The sequence below is a fragment of the Acinetobacter sp. YH12205 genome, assembly GCF_013418125.1.
GTDB lineage: Bacteria > Pseudomonadota > Gammaproteobacteria > Pseudomonadales > Moraxellaceae > Acinetobacter > Acinetobacter towneri.
The window spans coordinates 121,302-145,365 of sequence record NZ_VPCQ01000007.1 but is presented as its reverse complement, the minus strand read 5'-3'; the positions used below and the strand labels follow the sequence as shown (position 1 = coordinate 145,365).

The 24,064-nt window shown below is 41.1% G+C and carries 20 protein-coding genes; 13 read left to right on the top strand and 7 right to left on the bottom strand.

Features of this window, described 5'->3' with window-relative positions; translation table 11 throughout:
* Positions 1-660: 660 nt before the first annotated feature.
* The 4 genes from tkt to FTU92_RS10940 all read left to right on the top strand — a co-directional run bounded on the left by tkt (position 661) and on the right by FTU92_RS10940 (position 4,402).
* The gene (gene tkt / locus FTU92_RS10955; RefSeq protein WP_179997015.1) at positions 661-2,649 is read left to right on the top strand and encodes a transketolase; all 1,989 of its coding nucleotides are present in this window, start codon (positions 661-663) and stop codon (positions 2,647-2,649) included.
* A 152-nt stretch (positions 2,650-2,801) separates the two neighbouring features.
* The gene (locus FTU92_RS10950) at positions 2,802-3,017 is read left to right on the top strand and encodes a hypothetical protein (protein ID WP_004976879.1); all 216 of its coding nucleotides are present in this window, start codon (positions 2,802-2,804) and stop codon (positions 3,015-3,017) included.
* 178 nt (positions 3,018-3,195) lie between these two features.
* Positions 3,196-3,681 (top strand): GNAT family N-acetyltransferase, encoded by a 486-nt coding sequence (locus tag FTU92_RS10945; RefSeq protein WP_218944566.1) that lies wholly within the window; start codon positions 3,196-3,198, stop codon positions 3,679-3,681.
* Between the two features lie 136 nt (positions 3,682-3,817).
* Positions 3,818-4,402: a YceI family protein gene (locus FTU92_RS10940; RefSeq protein WP_004976875.1), complete on the top strand. Its 585-nt coding sequence runs from the start codon at positions 3,818-3,820 to the stop codon at positions 4,400-4,402.
* A gap of 236 nt (positions 4,403-4,638) precedes the next feature.
* On the opposite strand, the gene FTU92_RS10935 is transcribed toward FTU92_RS10940, so the two are convergent.
* Positions 4,639-6,150 carry an aldehyde dehydrogenase family protein gene (locus tag FTU92_RS10935; protein WP_004976873.1) on the bottom strand — a complete coding sequence of 504 codons (1,512 nt, stop codon included), beginning with the start codon at positions 6,148-6,150 and terminating at the stop codon, positions 4,639-4,641.
* A 245-nt stretch (positions 6,151-6,395) separates the two neighbouring features.
* Between FTU92_RS10935 and FTU92_RS10930 the strand changes: the two genes are divergently transcribed.
* Entirely contained in the window at positions 6,396-7,577 is a 1,182-nt protein-coding gene (locus tag FTU92_RS10930; protein WP_004976871.1) for a hypothetical protein, read from the top strand.
* 64 nt (positions 7,578-7,641) lie between these two features.
* Here FTU92_RS10930 and FTU92_RS10925 read toward each other — a convergent pair whose 3' ends face one another.
* Together FTU92_RS10925 and FTU92_RS10920 are read right to left on the bottom strand one after the other, a co-directional pair.
* Positions 7,642-8,637: an alpha/beta hydrolase gene (locus FTU92_RS10925; protein ID WP_179990127.1), complete on the bottom strand. Its 996-nt coding sequence runs from the start codon at positions 8,635-8,637 to the stop codon at positions 7,642-7,644.
* Positions 8,638-8,883: 246 nt separating this feature from the next.
* A complete protein-coding gene (locus FTU92_RS10920) occupies positions 8,884-10,056 on the bottom strand; it encodes an iron-containing alcohol dehydrogenase (RefSeq protein ID WP_004976867.1) in 1,173 nt (390 codons plus the stop codon).
* A gap of 456 nt (positions 10,057-10,512) precedes the next feature.
* Between FTU92_RS10920 and FTU92_RS10915 the strand changes: the two genes are divergently transcribed.
* From FTU92_RS10915 to FTU92_RS10895, 5 genes are all read left to right on the top strand, one after another.
* Positions 10,513-12,516, top strand: coding sequence for a hypothetical protein (locus tag FTU92_RS10915; RefSeq protein WP_131261628.1), 2,004 nt, complete (start codon positions 10,513-10,515; stop codon positions 12,514-12,516).
* Positions 12,517-12,605: 89 nt separating this feature from the next.
* Positions 12,606-14,318, top strand: coding sequence for an AAA family ATPase (locus FTU92_RS10910; RefSeq protein ID WP_180050215.1), 1,713 nt, complete (start codon positions 12,606-12,608; stop codon positions 14,316-14,318).
* A gap of 140 nt (positions 14,319-14,458) precedes the next feature.
* A complete protein-coding gene (locus FTU92_RS10905; protein ID WP_096901190.1) occupies positions 14,459-15,442 on the top strand; it encodes an ion transporter in 984 nt (327 codons plus the stop codon).
* A 283-nt stretch (positions 15,443-15,725) separates the two neighbouring features.
* Positions 15,726-16,646, top strand: a complete 921-nt coding sequence (locus FTU92_RS10900; RefSeq protein WP_131261626.1) for a LysR family transcriptional regulator — start codon at positions 15,726-15,728, stop codon at positions 16,644-16,646.
* 130 nt (positions 16,647-16,776) lie between these two features.
* Complete coding sequence (locus FTU92_RS10895) at positions 16,777-17,952, top strand: MFS transporter (RefSeq protein WP_180096250.1); 1,176 nt, start codon at positions 16,777-16,779, stop codon at positions 17,950-17,952.
* A gap of 85 nt (positions 17,953-18,037) precedes the next feature.
* On the opposite strand, the gene FTU92_RS10890 is transcribed toward FTU92_RS10895, so the two are convergent.
* Positions 18,038-18,493: a DUF441 domain-containing protein gene (locus FTU92_RS10890; RefSeq protein WP_004976854.1), complete on the bottom strand. Its 456-nt coding sequence runs from the start codon at positions 18,491-18,493 to the stop codon at positions 18,038-18,040.
* Positions 18,494-18,652: 159 nt separating this feature from the next.
* Between FTU92_RS10890 and FTU92_RS10885 the strand changes: the two genes are divergently transcribed.
* Positions 18,653-19,375 carry a pseudouridine synthase gene (locus FTU92_RS10885; RefSeq protein WP_131261624.1) on the top strand — a complete coding sequence of 241 codons (723 nt, stop codon included), beginning with the start codon at positions 18,653-18,655 and terminating at the stop codon, positions 19,373-19,375.
* 101 nt (positions 19,376-19,476) lie between these two features.
* Here the strand turns inward: FTU92_RS10885 and FTU92_RS10880 are convergent, their stop codons facing one another.
* The 3 genes from FTU92_RS10880 to FTU92_RS10870 form a co-directional block, all read right to left on the bottom strand.
* Complete coding sequence (locus FTU92_RS10880; RefSeq protein ID WP_004976850.1) at positions 19,477-19,920, bottom strand: GNAT family N-acetyltransferase; 444 nt, start codon at positions 19,918-19,920, stop codon at positions 19,477-19,479.
* Between the two features lie 93 nt (positions 19,921-20,013).
* Positions 20,014-20,370, bottom strand: coding sequence for a type II toxin-antitoxin system RelB/DinJ family antitoxin (locus tag FTU92_RS10875; RefSeq protein WP_004976848.1), 357 nt, complete (start codon positions 20,368-20,370; stop codon positions 20,014-20,016).
* A 110-nt stretch (positions 20,371-20,480) separates the two neighbouring features.
* The gene (locus FTU92_RS10870; RefSeq protein ID WP_180096256.1) at positions 20,481-21,395 is read right to left on the bottom strand and encodes a pseudouridine synthase; all 915 of its coding nucleotides are present in this window, start codon (positions 21,393-21,395) and stop codon (positions 20,481-20,483) included.
* Between the two features lie 216 nt (positions 21,396-21,611).
* Here FTU92_RS10870 and tsaE point away from each other — a divergent pair, with 216 nt between their 5' ends.
* Both tsaE and mutL read left to right on the top strand, forming a co-directional pair.
* A complete protein-coding gene (gene tsaE, locus FTU92_RS10865) occupies positions 21,612-22,088 on the top strand; it encodes a tRNA (adenosine(37)-N6)-threonylcarbamoyltransferase complex ATPase subunit type 1 TsaE (RefSeq protein ID WP_096901184.1) in 477 nt (158 codons plus the stop codon).
* Positions 22,081-24,063, top strand: a complete 1,983-nt coding sequence (gene mutL / locus FTU92_RS10860) for a DNA mismatch repair endonuclease MutL (RefSeq protein WP_180096248.1) — start codon at positions 22,081-22,083, stop codon at positions 24,061-24,063. Before tsaE ends, mutL begins: the two co-directional genes overlap by 8 nt.
* The last annotated feature ends 1 nt before the right edge of the window (position 24,064 follow it).

Sequence of the window (24,064 nt, the reverse complement as noted above, 5' to 3'; positions counted from 1 at the left end):
TTATTTCAATTCAATGACTTTTTATCGCATATCTTTAGCTAAAAAATAGATAAAGTATCGGTATGACTATATTGTGACTCAAAAATATTCATGTTGGCTAAAGTATGCTGTCATAATTTTAAACTAAGGAGCACCTTGTTTTTAAGTGGTGAATCATTTTTAAAAACAATATTGTAGATGGGTAATTTAAAGACTTTGAATTGACTTTATCTGCATCAAGCTGCATTTTCAAAAGCTGTTTTAAAATTTTGGACGATGGCTGTGATTCAATTTATTGTGTGAAAAGTGAATAAAATTCAAGATGTGTTAAAATCTGTCTATTATTTCTACAGAATACTGTTGTGTTTTAACTTGTTGCTAGGCATTTGATTGGAGTTGCTGCAAGAGCGACATCACAATTCCATCCTGCGTCTATAAATTGAAATATCTATACTTTAGAATTTTGCCAAGAATAGAGCTTAACACGGCAATTAGCTATTTTCTTGTTGTTATAAACGTGAAAACGTCTTTGAATTTGCACGAAAAATACCCTGAATGGGAATTAATGCGGAAATATTGTTGCATAGGCTTTACCCCTCAGGCGTTTTTTTGAGAGAATAGCGGCTGTTTTGAATTCTATTCATCTTCTTCTATTTAACGATTTTTTGTGGACTCTGACCTATGACGACCCCGCTTAACGAACGTCGTATTGCAAACGCAATTCGTGTATTGGCAATGGATGCTGTGCAAAAAGCAAATTCAGGACATCCAGGTGCACCGATGGGGATGGCAGATATTGCCGATGTGGTGTGGCGTGAATTTTTGAATCACAACCCAACCAATCCACAATGGGCAAACCGCGACCGTTTTGTATTGTCTAATGGTCATGGTTCAATGTTGCAATATGCGTTGTTGCATTTAACAGGTTATGATCTTTCAATCGAAGATTTAAAAGCGTTCCGTCAGTTACACTCTAAAACACCTGGCCACCCAGAATTGGGTTATGCACCAGGGATTGAAACCACCACTGGTCCACTCGGTCAGGGGATTGCCAATGCTGTTGGTTTTGCTTTAGCAGAAAAAACACTGGCTGCACAATTTAATAAAGAAGATATTCAGGTTGTAGACCATTTCACTTACTGTTTCTTGGGTGATGGTTGCTTAATGGAAGGTGTTTCACACGAAGCATGTTCATTGGCAGGTACTTTAGGTTTAGGCAAGCTGGTTGTTTATTATGATGACAACGGCATTTCTATTGATGGTGAAGTAGAAGGCTGGTTCTCTGACGATACCGAACAACGTTTCTTATCTTACGGCTGGCAAGTCTTAAAAGTTGATGGTCACGATGCCGATGCAATTCGTGCTGCAACGGTTGAAGCAAAAGCTGAAACGCAAAAACCGACTATTATTATTTGTAAAACTGTTATTGGTTTAGGTTCGCCAAACAAACAAGGTAAAGAAGACTGTCACGGTGCGCCATTAGGCCATGATGAAATCGCTTTGACGCGTCAAGCATTAGGCTGGACAGATGAAGCATTTGTTATTCCTGAAGATGTATATGCCGCTTGGGATGCTAAAGCGAAAGGTGCAGAAGCAGAAGCAGCATGGAATACAACTTTTGATGCCTATGCAGCAAAATATCCAACGGAAGCTGCAGAACTTAAACGCCGTTTAAGCGGTGAACTACCTGCAGAATTCATCGCGCAGGCAGATGCGTTTATTGTTGAAACCAATGCTAAAGCTGAAACTATTGCAACGCGTAAAGCCAGCCAAAATACTTTGCAAGCATTTGGCCCATTATTGCCTGAATTATTGGGTGGTTCTGCAGACTTGGCAGGTTCAAACTTAACCCTTTGGAAGGGTTGCCAAGGCGTTCAGGACAATGCAGCAGGGAACTACGTGCATTATGGCGTACGTGAGTTTGGTATGACTGCTATTGCAAATGGTGTAGCACTTCACGGTGGTTTCATTCCTTACGTTGCAACATTCTTAATGTTTATGGAATATGCGCGTAATGCCGTGCGTATGTCTGCATTAATGAAGCAACGTGTGATTCATGTGTATACCCACGACTCGATTGGTTTGGGTGAAGATGGTCCAACACACCAACCGATTGAACAAATTGCATCTTTACGTGGTACGCCAAACTTAAATACATGGCGTCCTGCAGATACCGTTGAAGCGGCTATTTCTTGGAAATCTGCATTAGTACGCAGCGAAGGTCCAACTGCTTTAATTTTCTCACGTCAAAACTTGCCATTCCAAACTCGTACTCAAGCGCAAATTGAGAACGTGGCAAAAGGTGGTTATGTCTTGGCTGAAGAAAAAGGTGAATTGAAAGCCATTATTATTGCAACAGGTTCAGAAGTGGGCTTGGCAATGGAAGCATACGCGCAGCTTGAAGGTGTACGTGTTGTGTCTATGCCGTGTGCAGAAGAATTTGTGAAGCAAGATGCAGCATATCGTGAAGCGGTATTGCCATCACATATTCGTGCACGTGTTGCGGTTGAAGCAGCGCATGTAGACTACTGGTGGAAGTTTGTCGGCTTAGACGGTAAAGTTATTGGTATGACAACTTATGGTGAATCTGCACCTGCAAAAGACTTGTATCAGTACTTTGGCATTACCACTGAAGCGGTTGTTGCTGCAGTAAAAGAATTAACAGCTTAATTTTTTAATCCAGTGTTTTTAAAGGCGTTCCTGCAAAGGGACGTCTTTTATTTTTGCATATTTGTTTGGTATTCGATGTGATGATCCAACAAATTTTGTCAGTGTAAGTCAGGTTTGTGAATAAACCTCTGTGTAATTGAGTGAGATGAGAAATGAGTTTGTACGAGCAAATTAATGATGAAGTCACTTTAATGGATGCGGGTGAGCAAAAGTGGATTGGACAAGATTTACCACTTGAAGCTATGGTGGCGGTAGAGTTGTTGTTACAGGATTTGGCTGAAGATCAGCAAATCAAAATTCGCCGTAAGAACCATGAAAAGCAATCAGGCTTAAAGCAGGTTGATCGTATTTTGATTGAGAAGCTTTAATCTATTGCGATGAATACGGTGCATTAAAAGGTGTATCGTCAAAAACAGCTTTATTCTATGCGTAGGGTAAAGCTTTTTTATTGCTGAAAAATAGTGTATAAAATAGCCTAAGCATAATATGAATTGTGCATAATTAGTAAAATGATTCGATGCAAAAATAATCAGGCAACATCAAAGCTTGCAGACAACTATATTAGATCGTCAATTTAAGCACATCGACATTGTAGCGTTAAGTGAAATCCAATTTGAGCAATGGCAACCACTTTGGCAGGGTTATCAGCAATTTTATCAGGTGCAATTAAGTGATGAGGTTACGCAAAATACGTGGTCAAAACTAATTAATCCACACAGTACGCATATTTATAGTTTTGCTGCCGTATATCAAACTCAAGTTGTGGCAATTGTGCATGTAATTGAACATGACAGTTGTTGGACGCTTAAACCTTATGCCTATTTGCAAGATTTATATACCTTGCCTGAGTACAGAGGGATGGGAATTGCTCAGCAGCTTATTCAGCAGGTGAATCAAACAGCGCAACAGCGTGAATGTGATCGGGTATATTGGCTGACTCATGAAGATAATTTACAGGCACGGCAGTTGTATGATCGTGTCGCAAAAAGAACAGGTTTTATTCAATATCGCAGCCCTGCAACAGCGATGTAAAACGCGCATGCATATTTTTACAAATTTATCGTTTCAGTCATGCAACATACTGTTTTATCTTTAATCCTGTATTTGCAGCAAAAATCTATAAACTAAACCTCATTGAAACGTATCAACACTTTTAGAGATGAACAATATGAACATGAAATCAATTGCTTTAGGTTTGGCTATCGCGTCTGCAGCAACAATGACAATGGCTAAACCAGTGGCTTATCAAATTGACCCAACGCATACTGCTACTGTATTTACTTGGGATCACTTCGGTTTTTCTACGCCATCAGGTAACTTCTCAGACATTCAAGGTACTATCAACATTGATGAGAAAAAACCTGCTAACTCATCTGTGAATGTGACGATTCCATTAAGTAGCATCAACACCAACGTAAAAGCTTTAGATGAGCACTTAATGGCAGCAGATTGGTTTGATGCAGCAAAATATCCAACCATTACTTTTAAAAGTACAAAAGTTGAAACTCAAGACAAGAAAAACTTTAAAATCACAGGTGATTTAACCGTTAAAGGTGTTACTAAGCCAGTGGTACTTGACGCAGTATTGAACAAACAAGGTCCACACCCAATGACTCAGGCGGCGACTGTTGGCTTTAATGCAACAACTTCATTCAACCGTTCTGCATTTGGTATTGCAAGCTATGTACCAAACGTGGGTGATAAAATTACTGTTAACATCACTACTGAAGCATCTGTAGCTGCAAAAAAATAAGCAGTTGTAATTTGATCAAAAAGCATCATTTTTTAAATGGTGCTTTTTTTATGTCTGTGATTTCATCTACATGACTTTGATGTTAGTAATTTTAGGTCTATGACTTGTAAATCTATGTAGATAAATGGCTTTTTCTGTTTTTCTTTTTGTCCATCTGTACATCCCAAATATAAAAAAATGCGAACCGAAGTTCGCATTTTTATATAGGAGCTTTAGCTTTTAAAATTTAACAAAGCTTAGAAGAAGCCCGCAGGTTTAGTTGAGTAGCTCACCAACAAGTTCTTGGTTTGTTGATAATGTTCTAACATCATCTTGTGGTTTTCACGGCCAATACCTGATTTTTTATAACCACCGAAAGCGGCATGCGCAGGGTAGATGTGGTAACAGTTCGTCCAAACGCGACCCGCCTGAATAGCACGGCCTGCACGGTAAGAAGTGTGCGCAGAACGTGACCAAACACCTGCACCTAAACCGTAAATGGTGTCATTGGCAATTTTAATGGCTTCATCAAAGTCTTTAAATGTAGTCACAGAAAGCACTGGGCCGAAAATTTCTTCTTGGAAAATTTTCATGTCATTGGTGCCTTTGAAAATTGTCGGCTCAATATAGAAACCACTGCCAACTTCATGACGTTCACCGCCACCTGTTAAAACTTGCGCACCTTCGGCACGACCTGTCGCAATACAACCCAAGATTTTGTTTTGTTGTTCTTGCGATGCCTGCGCACCAATCATAGTTTCAGTATCAAGCGGGTGACCTGTTTTAATACGTTTAACACGTTCAATGGCTTTTTCAAGGAAACGGTCAGCAATACTTTCCTGTACGAGCGCACGTGATGGACAAGTACAAATTTCACCCTGATTCAGCGCAAACATAGCAAAGCCTTCGAGTGCTTTGTCTAAGTAGTCGTCATCTTGCGCCATAATATCTTCAAAGAAAATATTTGGAGATTTACCACCAAGCTCTAAAGTCACTGGAATGATGTTTTCAGTGGCGTATTGCATGATCAATTGACCGACCTGGGTTGAACCTGTGAATGCAATTTTGGCAATACGTGGATTGGTTGCCAATGGGCGACCCACTTCTACACCGTAACCATTGACTACGTTTAATACGCCTGCTGGCAATAAATCTTGAATCAGTTCGACCAAAACTAAAATACTAGCAGGGGTTTGCTCCGCAGGTTTAAGTACAATACAGTTACCCGCAGCCAAAGCAGGTGCAAGTTTCCATGTTGCCATTAAAATTGGGAAGTTCCATGGAATAATTTGCCCCACAACGCCCAACGGCTCATGAAAGTGATAGGCAATGGTATCTTCATCAATTTCAGAAATTCCGCCTTCTTGGGCACGAATACAGCCTGCAAAATAACGGAAATGGTCAATCGCCAATGGAATGTCGGCAGCCAATGTTTCCCGAACAGGCTTACCATTATCCCATGTTTCTGCCACTGCCAATAATTCTAGATTTTGTTCTAAACGATCTGCAATTTTAAGCAGAATGTTGGAGCGTGTGGTTGGAGATGAGCTGTTCCATTGTGCTTTGGCTTTATGGGCTGCATCTAAAGCCAGTTCAATGTCTTCTGCCGATGAGCGTGGGACTTTGGTAAATACTTTGCCATCTACAGGAGAGATATTTTCAAAGTATTCGCCTTTTACAGGGGCGACCCACTCGCCACCAATAAAGTTTTCGTATTGTGCTTTAAATTGAACTTTTGAACCGGGTTGATTGGGATCTACGTAACGCATAATTCTCTTCCTTTGATGGTTTTTTATAATCTGCCGTCATCTTTACCTTTTATCACAATCCTGTGTCTAAAATCAGGTTAAATTTACGGCTAAGGTATAAGGTACTTTAGTACGTTATTTGATTAGCATACCAATATAAGGTTGGAAAAAGGTTGGAAAGTTGCAGGTTTACAAGCAGCGAACAAATCCTTACAAAAGTAAGCAGTACAATGGATGTAATGCCCACAGGATTGTGAGAATCAGTCATGATGAAAAAACAAGATCTATTGGAAAAAAAACTGCATATTGAACGGTTTAGACAAAGCAGTAGTTTATCGCCGCTGCATGCGCAGCAAATTCAGCAGAGTATTTTAAATTCTTGGCAACGCTCTGAAATTGCAGAAATTCCTGTAGATCGGCAGGCTGCTCCGTTAAATTCCAGTTTATCGCATCCGCAAGGCGGTTCGGCTTTACAGAGAGCTGTGCAAAATTGCGCAGAAGATTTAAAACATATCGCGCAGCAGTCCGACATGGTGGCAGCCGTGGGCGATGTGGGCAGTACGATTATTTGGACGGCAGCGAGCGCTCAAATGCGTAATGTGGCGGAACGAGTACATTTTGTAGAGGGTGGACAGTGGCGTGAAGAGTTGGTGGGTACCAATGCTTTGGCTTTGTCACTCAAAACTCAGCAAGCCAGTTGTGTGTTTTCCAGTGAACATTATATGTCATCGTTACATGACTGGGTTTGTTATGCCGCACCAATTTTAGACCCACATTCCAAACAAGTGTTGGGCGTGATTGATTTATCGACCACTTGGAAAAATCATAACAGTTTGGGTTTGTTGGCAGCAGAGCGCTGTGCTTCTTTAATTCAAAATGCGTTGCTGGAACAGCAAAAACAGCAGCTTTATATTCGCGCGTTTCGTGTGCCACAGGTGTTATTTAATGGCAAAGTGGTGGTGATGACACCGCGTCAAATTGAAATATTGGTGATTTTGGCACTTTGCCCACAAGGCATGAGTTTAGACACTTTACACCAAGCACTATATGGTGAGCGTAAAGTCAGCATGGGAACGCTAAAAGCTGAAATGTCGCAATTACGCGATATTTTAGGGGGGATGCTCGGCTCGCGTCCTTACCGAGTTTTGGCGCATATTGAAGCCGATTTTTTACAAGCTGAGCAGGCTTTAGATGCAGGTTATGTGCAGTCTGCCTTGCAAACGTGTGCAGGGGTATTTTTGGCGAAAACTGAAAGTCCATTTTTATGCGCATGGCGAGATTGTTTAGAATCACGCCTGAGTGATGCCATTTTTAATGCACAAGATACCGATGTATTGCTGAAACATTTGGCGCATAGCCCTGAAGCGATTGATGCGGTAGAGCGTTTAATTGAACTGATGCCAAAGCATCATCCTGCACATCAAATTTTATTAAAATACAAAGCCTAAATGACGAATCAAGTCTTTAGGCTTTCATTTCACTGTCCTTTAGTCTTACTGTTTTTTTTAGTTTTTACAGCCCTTTGCGGTTTAACCAGTCAAACAAGGACTGATACACTTCCGCGCGGACTTCTGGCGCAGAAAGCACCAAATCATGCACGCCATCTTCAATTTGGCAAAGCTGAATATCGCCATGCATGTGATGCCCATATTTTTGCATATCTGCAACATTTAAAATTACGTCAGTGCGTTGCGCAATCTCATTCCATTGGCGTGGATAACTACTTTGACTCGCATGCATAATTAAGGTGGGTACACCCAAATGCACACTGGCATGAATTTCTTTTTGCGCTTCATGAATTGCACGAACAAAACTTAATCGCACTTTTGGATAACGCGGTTTCTTCCATTCCAAATTAAATAACCATTCACCATGATATTGTTTGTGTAGACTTGGTACATAAAATGGATTAAGGCGGCTTGGAAATTTCATTTCTGGCAGCAATTTGCCCAATTGGCTTAAACGAGGAATGCCGAATTTTTTCTCAATCTCGCTCATATTGAAATCATAAAAAGGGCTGTTGCACCATAAACCACGAATCAGTGGATGATTGGGATGATGTGCCACATATAACGTGGTGATTAATCCACCTGTTGAATGTCCTGCCAAAATTACTGAGTCATGTTCTTCTGTGGCAATTTGCTCAAGTGCAGCGGAAATTTCTGCATCATATTCAGACAAGCTGCGCACATTGTACCAATTTTGATGTGACAAATGCGAACGCCCATATTTACGTAAATCTAGGGCATAAAAGTCATAACCATGCTGATTAAACTGGTCTGCCATTTCTGTTTGAAAAAAATAGTCAATAAAACCATGAATATAAAGTACGGCTTTACGGGTTTCCTGTTCGGCTTTTTTGCGTACCAAGGTAGCAATCACTTTGCCTTCATAATCCGAAGGAAAATCCAGCGTCATTTGTTGGTAATCGGCACCCAAAATATCGGGTTGATAGCTTGGTGTTGTTTTTTGTTTTTTACTTAACAGCATAAGGTGTTCGTCATCCATTTTATTTTGACTATATCCTTGATGAGCTGTGCGCATTTGTCAAATTGAATTATGCAAACCCTCTGCATCTAAATCGCTTTAGTTTTATGCTGCGAGTTCATTTTGTTCTGAACAGCAAAAAAAGCAGAACGCATCTGAGATGGTTCTGCCAAAGGGAAGGATAAAAATAAAACAGCAACAGACGAAAATTGAAAAAAGGATGGGAGATGCTGAGCAAATCGTGATTCACTCAGCAGGAGATTCAAATTACATCGCGGCTTTAAAAATTTCGACCACTTGTGCATGATTGGCTTTACGTGGGTTGGTGAGCATGCAGGCATCTTTTTGTGCATTTTCAGCCATAATCGCCAAGTCATCTTCTTTCACGCCTAACTCTGCTAAACCTGTTGGAATACCAATTGAGCTAGATAATTCACGAATTGCATCAATTGCGGCATAGGCGGCTTCTGTGGTGGTTAATCCGTCAGTATTGACTCCCATCAATTCTGCAATATCTGCATAACGCTCAGGGCAGGCAATCAGGTTAAATTCGCAAACATGCGGCAGTAAAATTGCATTACAGACGCCGTGCGGCAAGTTGTAGAAACCACCGAGTTGATGCGCCATGGCATGCACATAACCCAATGAGGCATTATTAAATGCCATACCAGCCAAATATTGCGCATAGCTCATGGCATCACGTGCTTCAATATTTTCACCATTTGCCACGGCAGGGCTAAGCCACTGGCTAATCATACGAATAGCTTTTTCAGCGCAGGCATCGGTAATAGGATTGGCTGCAGTTGAAACGTAGGCTTCTACAGCATGGGTTAAGGCATCCATGCCTGTTGCTGCGGTTAAACCTGCAGGTTTGGCAATCATGAGTTTTGGATCATCAATGGCGATGAGTGGTGTGCAGCGCCAATCGACAATTGCCATTTTAACGTGCGTGTCGGTATTGGTAATGATACAGAAACGGGTCATTTCCGATGCTGTACCTGCTGTGGTGTTAATGGCAATTAGTGGAGTCATTGGCACGGTACTTTTATCAATGCCTTCATAATCACGAATATGCCCACCACCTGCGGTAACTAAGCCAATGCCTTTGGCACAGTCGTGTGAAGAACCGCCACCTAAAGACACAATAAAGTCGCATTGATTGGCATTGTAGGCATCGACACCTTTATGTACGTTAATGTCGGTTGGGTTTGGCTCAGCACCTGCAAAGATATGGCTAGCAACGCCTGCTTCGGTGAGATAGCCTGCAATGGTATCGGCTACGCCAAATTTAAACAGTCCTTCATCTGTCACAATCAGGGCTTTTTTAGCACCTAAATTTTGCGCTCTTACGCCAATTTCTTTGGCACAACCAGGGCCGAAGAGAGACACACAAGGAATATAAAAACCGTTGGTTTGATCTGCAATATTTTTAAAAGCCATGCTCAGATTCCTTCTTGCATTGGGTATTGGAATAATGTGTTGTTATCGCGGTGTTGAACCGTGATTTGAGTATTCAATGCTTTGTGGTGAAATCCTACCTACCAAACACCAACCCTATTTTCTGAGTAAATAATGCAAACTAATCAATTGAAATTTATTTGTTTTTTAATGGGTTTTTATTTTTTCTGAAGTTGTGCGCAGGCTATAGGCAAGGGCTTAAATCTTGTTTATAGTGTTTTTGTATCTCTAATTTTAAGGTGTAGATACCGTTCACATAAATTTCAGGTGTAATTCAATTAATAAGTGGCTTAAGCTCGATTGAAGAATTGTCCACTTTTTGCAGATGGAAATAAAAAACAAAAAATAGGGATGTATCACGTGATGGGTCTAGTCGGTGCAATCAAATAAAAATAAGATGACACTTAGATAGACCGCACTTAAGCATGAGGAGCGTATATGCAGCCAATTTGCCAGCATAGCCAGTTGCATGCCGTTGCACAGCAATTGGTTCGTATTTCCAGTGTGGCCGCAGAAATCTATCAAGATCAAATGGATTTGGTTGGACATTTTACAGCACAAAATTTGTTTCGGATCGATCCTTTGCAGCATCGGGTTGAATTGCTAAACGGTCTATTTAGCCTTGAATTTTATCCGCCTAAATCTAACCCTAGTTTAATTCAGACGCAGTTTGAGTTTGCGGGGCTGCATCAAGAAGCGTTTGAAGATTTTTTTCTGCATGATTTACAGTTTCACACGGGCGATTTAAAGCCACAACACTCCTTATTTTTGCGTAATCAGGCGCAGCAATTACGACATCTGATTATGCAGCAAGCCTATATGTGGGTGGATGGTGCTGCACGTGTTCAACAGTTGCTGCTGCATTTAGATGGTGTACAGGCTCAGATTTTAGATCAAGCCTTGATTCAGTCTGATTATGCCCAACACGCTGTTTTTACAGGTGCTGTACAGCATGGTGCGGTCATTCCAGAGGAAACTTTGACTGCTTTATCTGCATTGTGTGCTTTAGAATTTATTGAGGGTGATACCTTTTTGCCTGTGCAAGCCTTAATGCACAGTTATGATGATTTTTGTTTTAGTGCAGCACAGTTTTTGCCTAAAGCCATGTATCGTATTTTGGCGGTGTCCTTTCCTGAGCGTTTTAATTTACAAGATTTAATTGACCATCAGGATGATATTCAGTTGTTGTATCGGCATGCCGAAGAACATGGTCATTTACTGGGTTTTGCCCGTTTAATGCACCGAGAAGTGTGGCAGCGTTCCGATGCATTGGCAAAACCGCATTTCTTAAAATCCTGTCCTTTAATTTGGCAAAAGAAGGTTGCCAAACTGCCGTTATTTGATTATCCACGAGCGGTGAACTGGCTGTTTAAACAGTCTGCACAAGTGTTGGATTGGCTCAGTTTAAATATGCAGCACACCAGTGTGCGGGTCGCAGTGACAGCGCTCAGTTTTGTCGATTGTAGTCAGGCACATCCACGGATTATTTTGGCAACTTTGCAATATTTTCAATATTCTGCGGCGCGTATGTTTATTCAAAGCTGTAATGTGTATGCGACACAGCAGGCGTGGTTTGCGCATGCACATAATGTCAGCCTAATGCCACATGGTGAAAAACAATCTGTAGATGATCCACGCGTTGCGATTAGTCCTTCCATTTTGTATTTGGATGAATGGATGAGTTTGCTAAAAACAGTGGCGCAGCAAGATGAGTATTTGGTGAAACATGTATTTAGACGTTTGAGTCGTGTCATGCAAAGTTATATGTTGTATTTACAGCAAATCACACAGGATTTACCACCCGCTTTGTTGGATTATATTCAGCCCGAGAGTCAGCAGCAGCGTGACTTTTATACGGTATTGCAGCGTTATCAGCTTCAACCCGATGATTTTAGGCAGCGTTTTTATTTACGGGCGCAGCATACGCGAGTTTCAGTGTTTGACAGTTATGTGCGTGACTATTTACTGGAATATTTTGCAGCGCATACGCATATTCCTAAAAGTCTGAGTTGGTTGGGGCTGTTTCATCAGGCGGTGCGTTGGCATCAACAAGTGTATAAAGCAGAGCTATTTGCCAAACTGAAAAAAGAAATTCCGTGTAGCACATGGCAGGCGAAAAGCCCGCAGCAAATATTGTACTTTTCAGGTTGGTGTTTTGAAGAACTGACCGATTTAGACCGTATTATTGAAGAATCGAAAAACTTTAAACACTGTTTGGCACTTAGCTATGCCAAGCTAATGAGTGAAGGGCAATATGTGGCTTTTCACATGGCATCGCCACATTATGCGCAGCAATTGACTCTGGGCTGTCATTTTCGGCAGGGGCAACTTGAATTTGATCAGTTGGAATATCCGAATAATCAAAAAGCGGAACAGTTACTGGTGACCATTGCAGAGCAGTTTATTGCATGGCTGAATCCACAATTGCCAGCTAAAGCATAAGACAACAGTTGTCGTATTCGCAGACTTGAGCCTTAACTTTTAGGCAAAAACTCGTTAGGCTATAGCCGTTCAGCAATGGTATAGGTCTTATGAAACAGGAAACTGCACTTAAACTTTTAAAAGCAGGCGAAAATGTCTTTTTAACAGGCTCTGCTGGTGCGGGTAAAACCTATACCCTGAATCAATACATCAATTATTTAAAAGCACGAAAAGTACCTGTAGCCATTACAGCATCTACAGGTATTGCTGCAACGCATATGAATGGCATGACCATTCACACGTGGGCAGGTATTGGTATTAAAGACTTTTTGTCCGATGCCGACCTAAAAAATATGAAAGAGCGCAAATATCTCAAAGAACATTTAGAAAATGCGCAAGTGTTGATTATTGATGAAATTTCGATGTTGCATGCCAAGCAACTGAATTTAGTCAATCAGGTTTTAAAATATTTTAAAGACAGTGATGAAGCCTTTGGCGGCATTCAGGTGATTGTTGCAGGAGATTTTTTCCAGTTACCGCCTGTAGGAAAAAACGATGAGCGCAATCGTGACAAGTTCTGTTTTATGTCAGAGGCGTGGGTCGAAGCTAAATTTCGAGTCTGTTATTTAACTGAGCAGCACCGTCAGGGCGACGATTATTTAAATGACATTCTCAATGCAATTCGTGCACAAAGTATTGATCATCAACATATTCAGGCTTTGGAGCACACCCGCCATCAAGATATTGGCGACACTTTCACACGTTTATATACGCACAATATGGACGTGGACAATATCAACTTTAAGCATCTGAATGAAATTGAAACTGAGAGCAAGCAGTTTGATGCCGTGTGTGATGGCAATGAAAAGTTGATTGAAACGCTGAAATCATCCGTACGTGCGCCTGAAATTTTAAATCTAAAAAAACATGCCAAAGTGATGTTTGTTAAAAACAACTTCGATATGGGCTATATCAACGGCAGTTTGGGCGAAGTGATTGGCTTTGAAGAAGATGACGATCACGGTATTTTGCCTAAAGTAAAATTGACCGATGGCACAGTATTACTGGTCGAGCCTGAAACTTGGTCGGTGGATAATGATGCAGGCAAAACCATTGCCAGTTTCCAGCAAATTCCGCTGCGTTTGGCATGGGCAATTACCATCCACAAATCACAAGGTATGACCTTAGAAGCGGCAGAAATCAATCTTAGCCATACTTTTGAAAAAGGGCAGGGTTATGTGGCGTTGTCACGATTAAAATCGTTAAGCGGTTTGCGTTTATTGGGATTTAATAGCCAAGCTTTGGAACTCGACAGTTTAGCGATTAAGGCTGACCGCCGTTTTCAGGAATTGTCTGAAGAAGCTGAAACGCACTATGAGCTGATGGATTTAACACCACAACATAATGCATTTATTCGTCACTGTGGTGGCACGTTGAACGAAACCGAAATTTTGCGCAATGAAAAGAAAATTGCCAAAGGTGGAAAAACCAATTATGCGACTGCCACGTTAGATGAAACCCGCGCTTTATTTGAAGAAGGTTATGATATTCAGGATATTGCAGTAGAGCGAGGTTTAACTCCTGCAACTATTATCAACCATTTGGCACGTTTGCAAAAAGAACAAAATCTGGATATTTCAGTGGCACATCCAGGTGAAGAAGTGGTGGAAGAGGTCCGTAAAATTTATAAGCGATTAATGAAGCGTCAAAATGCAGAGCACTTCAGCGATGATGGCGCAATTAAACTGCGCCCGATTGTTGAAGCGACTAGTCCACGCATGGGCTATGATCAGGTGCGTTTAGCATTGCTGTTTATTCAGTAGTTTAGTCATTTGGATAATGATGACTTATACTGCAATTCTGCATTAAAAATGCCCGCTTAACGTCACATAAAATACTATCGTTTTGAGAAAAACTTCGGTTAAACTGCCATCACTGTAAGCCTTAAAATATAATATTCGGTATGGCATTTACACCGTGGTACACATTTCGAAAATTTGTCTATAACAACTTACACGACGATGACTATGAAACATGGTTTAGTCGTTGCATTAACTATTTTTTAATTTTACTGATTTTAGGCAATGCCAGTGCGGTTATTTTAGAGTCGGTGAATGATGTCTATCTTGCCTATCAGGTATTTTTTGACCATTTTGAAAACTTTTCCATCGCAGTGTTTACGCTTGAATATTTGCTGCGGATTTGGAGTATTGCCGAAAAAGACCCGTTTATTTCGCCGTGGAAACAGCGTGTAAAATGGCTTACCAGCGGTGGGGCAATTATAGATTTGTTGGCGATTCTACCTGCTTATATTAACTTCTTTGTGCATCTAGATTTACGGTTCCTAAGAATTTTACGTTTGCTGCGTTTGTTAAAACTGACACGTTACTTTGTATCATTGCAAATTTTATTAAGAGTGATCGAACGGGAAAAAGGATCATTTCAGGCAGTCATTTTTATTCTCTCTATTATGATTGTGATGTCTGCCGCAGGTGTGTATGTGGTGGAAAGCAAGGCACAGCCTGAAGCCTTTAGCTCAATTCCCGCTTCGATGTGGTGGGCAGTGGTGACTTTAACCACAGTCGGTTATGGCGATGTCACACCAATTACCCCTTGGGGCAGAATTTTAGGTGCGTTAATTACGGTATTGGGTGTCGGCTTGGCAGCATTGCCTGCAGGTATTTTAGCCACAGGTTTAGCCAACGAACTTGAACAACGTAAGCAGCATTTAGGGTTGAAATTTAGAGAGCTATTGCAAAATAGTGAGATTGATCTGTTAAATGATCAAGAAAAAATTGAAGATTTACGCAAACAAGTCGGTTTAACCACTGAGCAAACCCAAGATATTTTATTGCAGTTAATTCGTGAGCGTCGTGAAGAAGAGCTGCGTTTAGAACAGGAGCCTTATAAATACTGCCCACATTGTGGAGAGAAGTTGTCGGAGTAAGCGAGGCTTGGGTTAAGAATTTCAATTCTAGTTTGGCTCTGCACGTTGGAAGCCTAAAACATGCTTGCTGAAAGCCATATTATTTTTATGGAATTGTATTGATTTCGTAGTAAATATCATCGAATAAAAACTAAGATGAAGAAAACTCATTATTTACATGCTAAGATTAAATTAATTCATTATTAAATTGAATCATGTTTGGCTTTGTTTCTTATTTTGCAAAATAAAAATGCGACCTAGGTCTAAACATGCAGTCAATAACTTGAAAAACTAGGAACAAGCAATGCTTGAAATTCGCCACTTAAAAACGCTATCAGCCCTGCGTGAACATGGTTCTTTGGTTGCTGCCGCCAATGATTTATGTCTGACGCCATCTGCCATTTCTCATCAACTCAAAGAACTAGATCATTGGTATGGCGTAGAAGTGGTGAACCGTCGTAGTCGCCCTGTGACATTTTCCAATGTCGGACAGCGTTTATTGAAACTGGCGGATGATGTCCTGCCACAAATTCAAATCACCCAAACTGATATTACCCGCATTGTGCATGGTCAAACGGGGCGAATTATTTTTTCTTCGGAATGTCATAGTTGCTTTGACTGGTTGATGCCGCTGCTGAATCAATATCGTCAGCAATACCCTGATGTAGATTTAGATTTTGCTTCAGGTTTTGAAGCCAATCCGCATGAATTATTGCAAAACGCAGAATTTGATTTATTGATTACCGCAGACCCGATTGCCTTAAAAGGTATCGAATATTTTCCAATTTTTGAATATGAATCGCGTTTGGTGTTGTCAAATACTCATCCTTTAGTACGTGCCGAGCGCATTACCGTACAGGAGTTGGCAGAAGAAACCCTGATTACCTATCCTGTCGATAAACACCGTTTAGATATTATGTCTAAGCTATTCATTCCAGCCAATATTCAGCCAAAAGCTATTCGTACTACAGATTTAACCCAAATGTTGATTCAACTGGTGGCGAGTGGGCGAGGGATTGGCGCATTGCCAGATTGGGTGGTGAATGAATATGAGCAAAAAGGCTGGGTAACTTCACGTCGTTTAGACTGCGTTGCTGCGGGAGGATTACGCCGTACCTTGTATGCGGGTTATCGTAGCGAAGAAAAAGAAAAGTGCTATTTTGAAGGCTTTTTGAAGCAATTAGAGAAATTTTCCCAAAAACGCACGCAGTATTATTCAAGTTAAAAATCGTACGATCAGCATCGTAAAGAGAATGCTAATTTATCGCTAAAAACACTAAGCTCATCTAAATCTCCACTAAAAACAGTGAGATGTTCTTGCTAAGCTTGCCTTGCGAAAATTAAGGGAGAGCGCAGTGAGTTCGGTACGTTGGCTGACAAAGGATTTGTGGATTGTTGCTGCGGGTTTTATGGCAGCAATGCATATTGGCAAGTTGCCACCGACTGTACCCATCCTACAAGCTGAACTCGGAATTAGTTTGGTTCAGGCAGGTTTTTTGCTGTCTTTGGTACAAGCTGCGGGCATGTCTTTGGCGTTGTTGCTAGGCAGTTATACCGCAAAAATTGGCTTAAAACGCTGTGTACTTTTGGGTTTGTCTTTATTGGCAGGTGCAAGTTTTGTTGGTGGTTTTGTACATAGCTTTTCCGCACTATTAAGTCTGCGTGTAATTGAAGGTTTTGGCTTTTTACTGATTACACTCAGCGGCCCTGCATTTATTCGTCAACTGGTTGCAGTGGAGCAGTTGCCTGCCAAAATGGGGCTGTGGAGTGCCTATATGGGCGGTGGGATGGGTATTGGTTTACTAAGTACGCCGTTTTTACTGCCCATCTTGGATTGGCAAGGCATGTGGATGTGTTTGGGATTGTTATCCTTTGCGCTCGCAATCATCATTTATAAAGCCGTACCAAGTGTGCAGATCAGCACGCAAGCCATTGCCATCTTTGAACTGATTAAAAGCACTTTGAGCCATCCACCCGCATGGATATTGGCTTTGGTTTTTGGTGTTTATGCAGGGCAGTGGTTCAGTTTGGTGGGTTTTTTGCCGACCATTTATCAGCAATATCAAATATCTTTACAAACCGCAGGTGTGCTCACAGCTATGGTTGCAATGGCAAATGCGGTGGGTACATTTGTATGTGGGTTGTTATTACAGCGTGGGCTGAGAGCGCAAGTGTTGATGCAAATGGGTTTTGCGGTATTGATGCTATGCGCACTGAGTTTTTATATTTTGCGTGATGTTTTACCATTCATTGTGCAGTTTTTATTGGTCATCCATTTCTCTTTATTTGGTGGTTTAGTCGCAGCTGTGGTATTTGCGCAAGTACTTAATTTTGCACCACAACCGATTGCGATTAGTACCACCGTAGGTTTGGTGTTGCAGTGCTCGGCAATTTCACAATTTTTATTGCCGCCTGTGGTCGCAGCTATCGTATCTGCCACAGGAACATGGCTTTGGGTTGGTATTTTAATGGCCGTTTTATCTGCAATGGGAATGATATTAACATCTATCTTGTTTCGCAAAGTGGCTTAGATTTGGATGGTTTTTATTGAAATTGGTTGATACAAGACGATGAATTCAAGCAAAACCATCTAAACCAAGCGTCCCTAAATCTATGTTAAGAATAGCCAATAAACAAGGTGAGAATTCCTGCTGCAATCAGTGGTCCCACAGGCACGCCACGTAGCACAGCAACACCTGCGACTGTACCAATCAATAAGCCTGCGACCACATCAGGCTGATTGGTCATGAGCTTGACACCACGCCCGCCTAACCATGCCACAAAAACACCAATTGCAATCGCAAGTAAAGATTTCCAACTCAGGAAAGATTTTAGAATTGCTTCGCCTGGAAGTTTGCCACTGGCAATGGGTGTCAGTACGCCAATGGTGAGAATGATAATGCCCAGATTTAAGCCATGCTGCTGCAATAGTGGGAAAAATTCACTTAGCGGCGTAATTCTAAAAACAATCAGTACTGCTGCGGCAATGGTCACAGCCGTATTTTGGCTAAAAATACCGCATGCGAGTAGAACGATCAGCACCATCAGGTTAAGGTCTAATTGAGAGAGCATGGTGATCCATAAAAGGGGAAATAAATTGGAAAAGTGCAGTTATTGTAACTGTTTTGAACTACAAGCGGGCAAGGTACGCAATGTGTTCAGAATTTACGGTGTATTTGGTTTAGAATAGCAGCAAATATATTTATACTTTTTATCATTAGGTCGCTCATCATGTTGTTGGAAAAAATGTTGCAATCACAAGGCTTTGGATCACGTAAACATTGCCAACAACTCATTAAAAATGGTGCAGTCACCATTATGGGCGAAACCCAGACCAATCCTAAATTCGCGATAAAAATTGCGCCTGAAACGGTTTTGCAATTTTCGGTGTATGGGGAAAATTATCAATATCGTGAAAAGGTCTATATCGCCTTACATAAACCACAAGGCTATGAGTGTTCGCATCAGGCGACCCATCATTTTAGTGTGTTTGACTTGTTTGATGATGTATTGCTGAATCGTGGTTTGCAGTGTGTTGGACGCTTAGATCAGGACACCACAGGGCTGTTATTGCTGACGGATGATGGACAGTTTTTACAAGCATTGACCCATCCTAAAAAGCATGTGGCAAAAGTGTATGCTATGCACACCGCAGACCCGATTAATGCAACACAAATCCAGCAACTTGAGCAGGGTGTCGCATTGCGCAATGAATCAGGGACATTTGCTGCAACAGAGGTACAACAGCTTGCTGAACATGAATTGCAGATGACCATTCATCAAGGTGTTTATCACCAAGTTAAACGTATGCTGGCAGCAGTGGGCAATAAAGTAGAACAATTACATCGTCAGCAAGTTGGTGCATTAAACTTGACTGATTTGGCTTTAGATGTGGGTGAATGGATGTATTTAAGCCCTGAACATGTCGAGTTGGCAAAAAGCCGTATGGAATAACATGAGTTTAGCTGAGCTTTCATCAATAGCTTATGAGCAATGGCTTGGGCTAGGTTAAATTTAAATCCATTGTCTAACTCTGCAATCGTCAGATCAGATGACTATTTTAAAAAGCAGTGATAGGTTTGAAATTCATCATCTTTGACAAAACCCATCTTTTCATACAATTGGTGGGATTGGTAATTACTTTTCTGTGTTTCAAGGCTAATCCGTAGCGCATTTTCATGTCGTGCAAATAAAATTGCAGTATCAATGAGCTGTTTGGCCGAACCTTGTCGTCTAAAAACAGGGGTGACATAAACGTCATCTAAAATATAGTAGGTCGAGCAGGCAACCGAAGAAAAGCCTAAATAAAGTAATACAAATCCAGTGATTTTTTGATCTTTGATATGAATGAAAATCACACTTTCCTGATTTTCAAAACGCTGTTTTAAGAATGCTGCTGAAAGGCTTAAATTCGAGGATGCACCATAAAACTGACGATACTCATCGAACAATACAGCAAGCTGGTCTAAGTCTTCTAAAGTGGCACGTCTTACAATCATTACGATACTCCATGCTTTTTTATTGTCCTTGCATGAAGCATAGCTAAGTTTTTAAAGTAAATTTTTAAAGAATTGTTTAAAAATGCAACACTGTTAATTTTTGTCAGTTTCACCCAAAATTGCATTGAGTTCATCAAACAAGTCTAGATGTTCATCATCCAGTTCAAAATCTTCAACACTATTATTGCCAGTTACAGATGCTTCATTGCTTGGGGTTGCATCCACTAGCGTTGCTTTTTGCTCTTGTTTTAATTTGCGTAACTTAATCAATTGTTCCAGATTAATATTCTGATTTTCAATTGAAAAGGGAATTGATTTAGTCAGCACGACTTGCTTAAAAAACAAACGTACCGCTTGCGCAGGCGTAATCCCCAACTGTTTAAACACAGCAAAGGCTTGTTTTTTCTCTTGAGAGTCCAAGCGTACTTGATAGACTTCAGTTTTTCTCATAATTTTTAATAGAAGGAAATAGATTTAAATTTTAGCAATATTGTAAACAATTCATTTGTAATTTCAATATGACTACAACGAAAAACCACTATTTTGTAATGACAAACATATTACAATGTCAATTCTTGCTGTGCGCTAAAGTGGAATTGTTGCTGGCTAATCGGGTCAAAAAAACTTAAATGCTTGGCAAGCAATTGTAGCGGTGCAGAAAAATCATCTGCTTGTTTGTGCTGTAAAATGGGATAAAACGGGTCGTTCTTAATCGCAATACCTAAGCTATTTAAATGCACACGCAGTTGGTGCTGCTTGCCTGTTGTAGGCTTTAATTCATATTTTGCCCATGTTTGATTATGTTCAAGCAAACGAATTTCTGTTTCGCTGTTAGGTGTGCCTGCCACGACGTGCATCAAATAAAAAGGTTCACCTTTTTCCATGCGTAATTGCACAGTACATGGTAGTGACAAATTAGCTTGATAAGGCGCAATGGCATGGTAGGTTTTTTGCACCTGACGTTCTGCAAATAATTGCTGATACACCGCCCGAGTTTCTGGTTGTTTGGAAAACAGCACCACACCCGCAGTTTCGCGGTCTAAACGATGAATAGGTGTGAGCTGCTCATTCTGTGTTTGTTTTTTTAAGCGTACTAATAGGGTTTCTTGTACATATTGCCCTGTAGGGCTCATGGTCAAAAAATGTGGTTTATCTACAACCAATAAGTGTTCATTTTCAAATAAAACTTGATGCTGAAAAGGCACGGCAACTTCATGCGCTAAAAAACGATAATAAAAAATATCCTGATGTGCGCTATAAGGTGTATCTAAATCTAAACGCTTGCCTTCGGCATCATAAACCAGACCTTCCTCAAAGCGTTGCAGCCATTCCTGTGCAGAAATATGGGCAAACTGGATACATAAATAACGAAAAATTGATTCAGGCTGTGTGCTTAATTTGGGTAAATGCAATTTGCTGGCGCTCACACCATCTAGCATGGGTGGAACAAAGGTGTTGGGATGAGTCGACTTCATCTGCAAATTGCTCATATTCAGGTGGGAGAGTTTCTTTTTCATCATATTGAAAATAGCCTAAGCAGTTTGGGTGCTAAGCTTAACAATATTGATTCATTGCCTTGTCTAAACTTGTTATAAATTGTCCACATTCACACAGTTTTATCCATCAGTACATAGGCTTTAAAGCAGTGCGATGCTATCATAATTGGTCTTTTGAATCATGTCGTGAGCGTTATGCAGTATTCATTTAATTTGGCTTTAAATAATGAGCAAGATACCCAAAATCTGGCGCAGGTTTTGGCAACGCATTTTCGGTCGGGTGTGATTTATTTAATTGGTGATTTAGGCGCAGGAAAAACCACTTTATCGCGTTATTTTCTACAGCATTTGGGGCATCAGGGCGCGGTTAAAAGCCCGACTTACACCTTGGTGGAACCTTATCAAATACAAGGACAAGATATTTTTCATTTTGATTTATATCGTTTAAATGATCCTTATGAATTAGAGCTGATGGGCATTCGTGATTATTTAGAAACCCCAAATGCCTTGTTTTTATTTGAATGGCCATCAAAAGGTGGCGATGAAATTCCGCCCGCAGACCTGATCATTGAAATTAAAAAATCGGAAGATGAATTAAGCCGTACTGCAACGCTAAGTTCGTCTTCGGTTGCATTACAACAAGCTTTGGAGCAACAATTTAATCATGCCTAATGATGTTTTAAATCTACGTCGGATCCACACGCTTGAACCTGCCTTAGCCAACCAAATTGCTGCAGGTGAGGTGATTGAACGTCCTGCCTCTGTGGTCAAAGAACTACTAGAAAACTCCATTGATGCAGGTGCAACCGAGCTAATTATTCGGGTGGCACAAGGCGGCAGTACACTCATTGAAATTATTGATAATGGTCGTGGCATTCATGCTGAAGATTTGCCTTTGGCGGTGACTCGTCACGCGACCAGTAAAATTCAAACGGCTGATGATTTACATGCTATTGTCAGTTTAGGCTTTCGTGGTGAAGCACTGGCATCAATTGCAGCAGTATCGCGTTTGACTTTGGTCAGCAGCCAAACTGAAGATGGTGTTGGTTATCAGGTTGAAGTCAATGGCACTGCCTTTGACCATCAAGATATTCAGGCCGTTGCTGCACAAAAAGGCACACATATTCGGGTGCAGGATTTATTTTTTAATGTGCCTGCACGACGTAAGTTCCTGAAAAAAGCAGGTACAGAATTTGGACATATTGAAGAAATTGTCCGTCGTTTGGCGCTGACACATTTTGATATTCGTTTTGTTTTGGAACACAACGACAGCATTAAACTGAATTTACCCATTGCAGACAGTGGCGAATTGCGTTTTCAGCGCGTGCAGCAACTTTTAGGACGAAACTTTGTCGAAAATGCCTATTGGATTGATGCTGATAGTGTCACCATGCGCTTATCGGGTTGGTTGGGGCATCCTTCCGATGCACGTTCACAAGCCGATTTACAGTATGTGTATGTGAATGGACGTATTGTAAAAGACAAGACCATCTCCCATGCTTTGCGTATGGCATACGAAGGTATTTTGCATGGACATCAACATGCTGCATATTTGCTATTTTTAGAAGTAGAACCTGAAAATATTGATGTCAATGTGCATCCGACCAAGCATGAAATTCGCTTTTTAAATCAGCGAGAAGTTCATGAGTTTGTAAGACATTACGCCAAAGAAACCTTAGCGCAATTTCAAACTGCAACTGCAGATTTAGCTACAGCCATGAAAGCCGATCCTATCGAACAAGCTGCGCCTTATGTGGTGCAACCGCGTTATCAGGAACAATTTTTACTGCACAAACATGCCGAGGCAAATCCTTACAATTCCGCTGACGATGCAGTAGATGCGTACACGATGCAGCCCGCTTCACAAGCGGGAAGTGAGTTACTTACCGATTTTAATCAGAGTCAGCCGCAGACAGTTCAATATAACCGACCTGTGCAGAGCAATTATCAAGGTTCGCAACAGCTCAACAATGCTTTAAAAAGCTATCTCGCGCCTTTACGTGAACTGGATCAAGACTCAGCCAATCTTACGCAAACAACCACAACACCTGTGGTGGATGAACATCCACTTGGCATTGCAATTGCGCAATTGCACGGTATTTACATATTGGCGCAAAACAGTGAAGGCTTGATTATTGTAGATATGCATGCTGCCCATGAACGAATTGTGTTGCAACAAATGAAAGCCGCTTGGGATAAACCTGAGTTTTGGACTTCGCAGCAATTGCTGATTCCCAAAGTTATCAGCATCAGTCGTATGCAAGCCATGCGGGTGGATGATTTAAAAGAACAATTGGCAAGACTGGGCTTGGAAATAGACCAATATGGTGATGAACAGGTCATTGTGCGCGGTGTGCCCGCGATTTTGCATAGGGCAGATTTTGCTGAATTAATTCCTGAACTCCTTGATGATTTAGACCCGAATGATGAAGCGCAAGCCTTGTTGCAAAAGCGTGATCATATTTTGGCAGGAATGGCATGCCATAGCGCAGTACGGGCACATCGGATGCTAAGTCTTTCTGAAATGAATGCCTTATTGCGTCAAATGGAACAAACCGAATTTGCTAGCCAATGTAATCATGGTCGCCCGACTTGGCGTGCCTTTCCATTGGCACAACTAGATAAACTTTTTGCTCGAGGAGAGTAGC

What these genes read in the sequence shown, in the direction of transcription:
- FTU92_RS10915 (WP_131261628.1), top strand. Translation starts at nt 10,513, where the DNA reads ATGCAGCCAATTTGCCAGCATAGCCAGTTGCATGCCGTTGCACAGCAA.
- FTU92_RS10870 (WP_180096256.1), bottom strand. Translation starts at nt 21,395, where the DNA reads ATGAAGTCGACTCATCCCAACACCTTTGTTCCACCCATGCTAGATGGT.
- FTU92_RS10880 (WP_004976850.1), bottom strand. Translation starts at nt 19,920, where the DNA reads ATGATTGTAAGACGTGCCACTTTAGAAGACTTAGACCAGCTTGCTGTA.
- FTU92_RS10890 (WP_004976854.1), bottom strand. Translation starts at nt 18,493, where the DNA reads ATGCTCTCTCAATTAGACCTTAACCTGATGGTGCTGATCGTTCTACTC.
- FTU92_RS10925 (WP_179990127.1), bottom strand. Translation starts at nt 8,637, where the DNA reads ATGGATGACGAACACCTTATGCTGTTAAGTAAAAAACAAAAAACAACA.
- tkt (WP_179997015.1), top strand. Translation starts at nt 661, where the DNA reads ATGACGACCCCGCTTAACGAACGTCGTATTGCAAACGCAATTCGTGTA.
- tsaE (WP_096901184.1), top strand. Translation starts at nt 21,612, where the DNA reads ATGCAGTATTCATTTAATTTGGCTTTAAATAATGAGCAAGATACCCAA.
- FTU92_RS10930 (WP_004976871.1), top strand. Translation starts at nt 6,396, where the DNA reads ATGATGAAAAAACAAGATCTATTGGAAAAAAAACTGCATATTGAACGG.
- mutL (WP_180096248.1), top strand. Translation starts at nt 22,081, where the DNA reads ATGCCTAATGATGTTTTAAATCTACGTCGGATCCACACGCTTGAACCT.
- FTU92_RS10875 (WP_004976848.1), bottom strand. Translation starts at nt 20,370, where the DNA reads ATGAGAAAAACTGAAGTCTATCAAGTACGCTTGGACTCTCAAGAGAAA.
- FTU92_RS10905 (WP_096901190.1), top strand. Translation starts at nt 14,459, where the DNA reads ATGGCATTTACACCGTGGTACACATTTCGAAAATTTGTCTATAACAAC.
- FTU92_RS10935 (WP_004976873.1), bottom strand. Translation starts at nt 6,150, where the DNA reads ATGCGTTACGTAGATCCCAATCAACCCGGTTCAAAAGTTCAATTTAAA.
- FTU92_RS10885 (WP_131261624.1), top strand. Translation starts at nt 18,653, where the DNA reads ATGTTGTTGGAAAAAATGTTGCAATCACAAGGCTTTGGATCACGTAAA.
- FTU92_RS10920 (WP_004976867.1), bottom strand. Translation starts at nt 10,056, where the DNA reads ATGGCTTTTAAAAATATTGCAGATCAAACCAACGGTTTTTATATTCCT.
- FTU92_RS10950 (WP_004976879.1), top strand. Translation starts at nt 2,802, where the DNA reads ATGAGTTTGTACGAGCAAATTAATGATGAAGTCACTTTAATGGATGCG.
- FTU92_RS10900 (WP_131261626.1), top strand. Translation starts at nt 15,726, where the DNA reads ATGCTTGAAATTCGCCACTTAAAAACGCTATCAGCCCTGCGTGAACAT.
- FTU92_RS10940 (WP_004976875.1), top strand. Translation starts at nt 3,818, where the DNA reads ATGAACATGAAATCAATTGCTTTAGGTTTGGCTATCGCGTCTGCAGCA.
- FTU92_RS10910 (WP_180050215.1), top strand. Translation starts at nt 12,606, where the DNA reads ATGAAACAGGAAACTGCACTTAAACTTTTAAAAGCAGGCGAAAATGTC.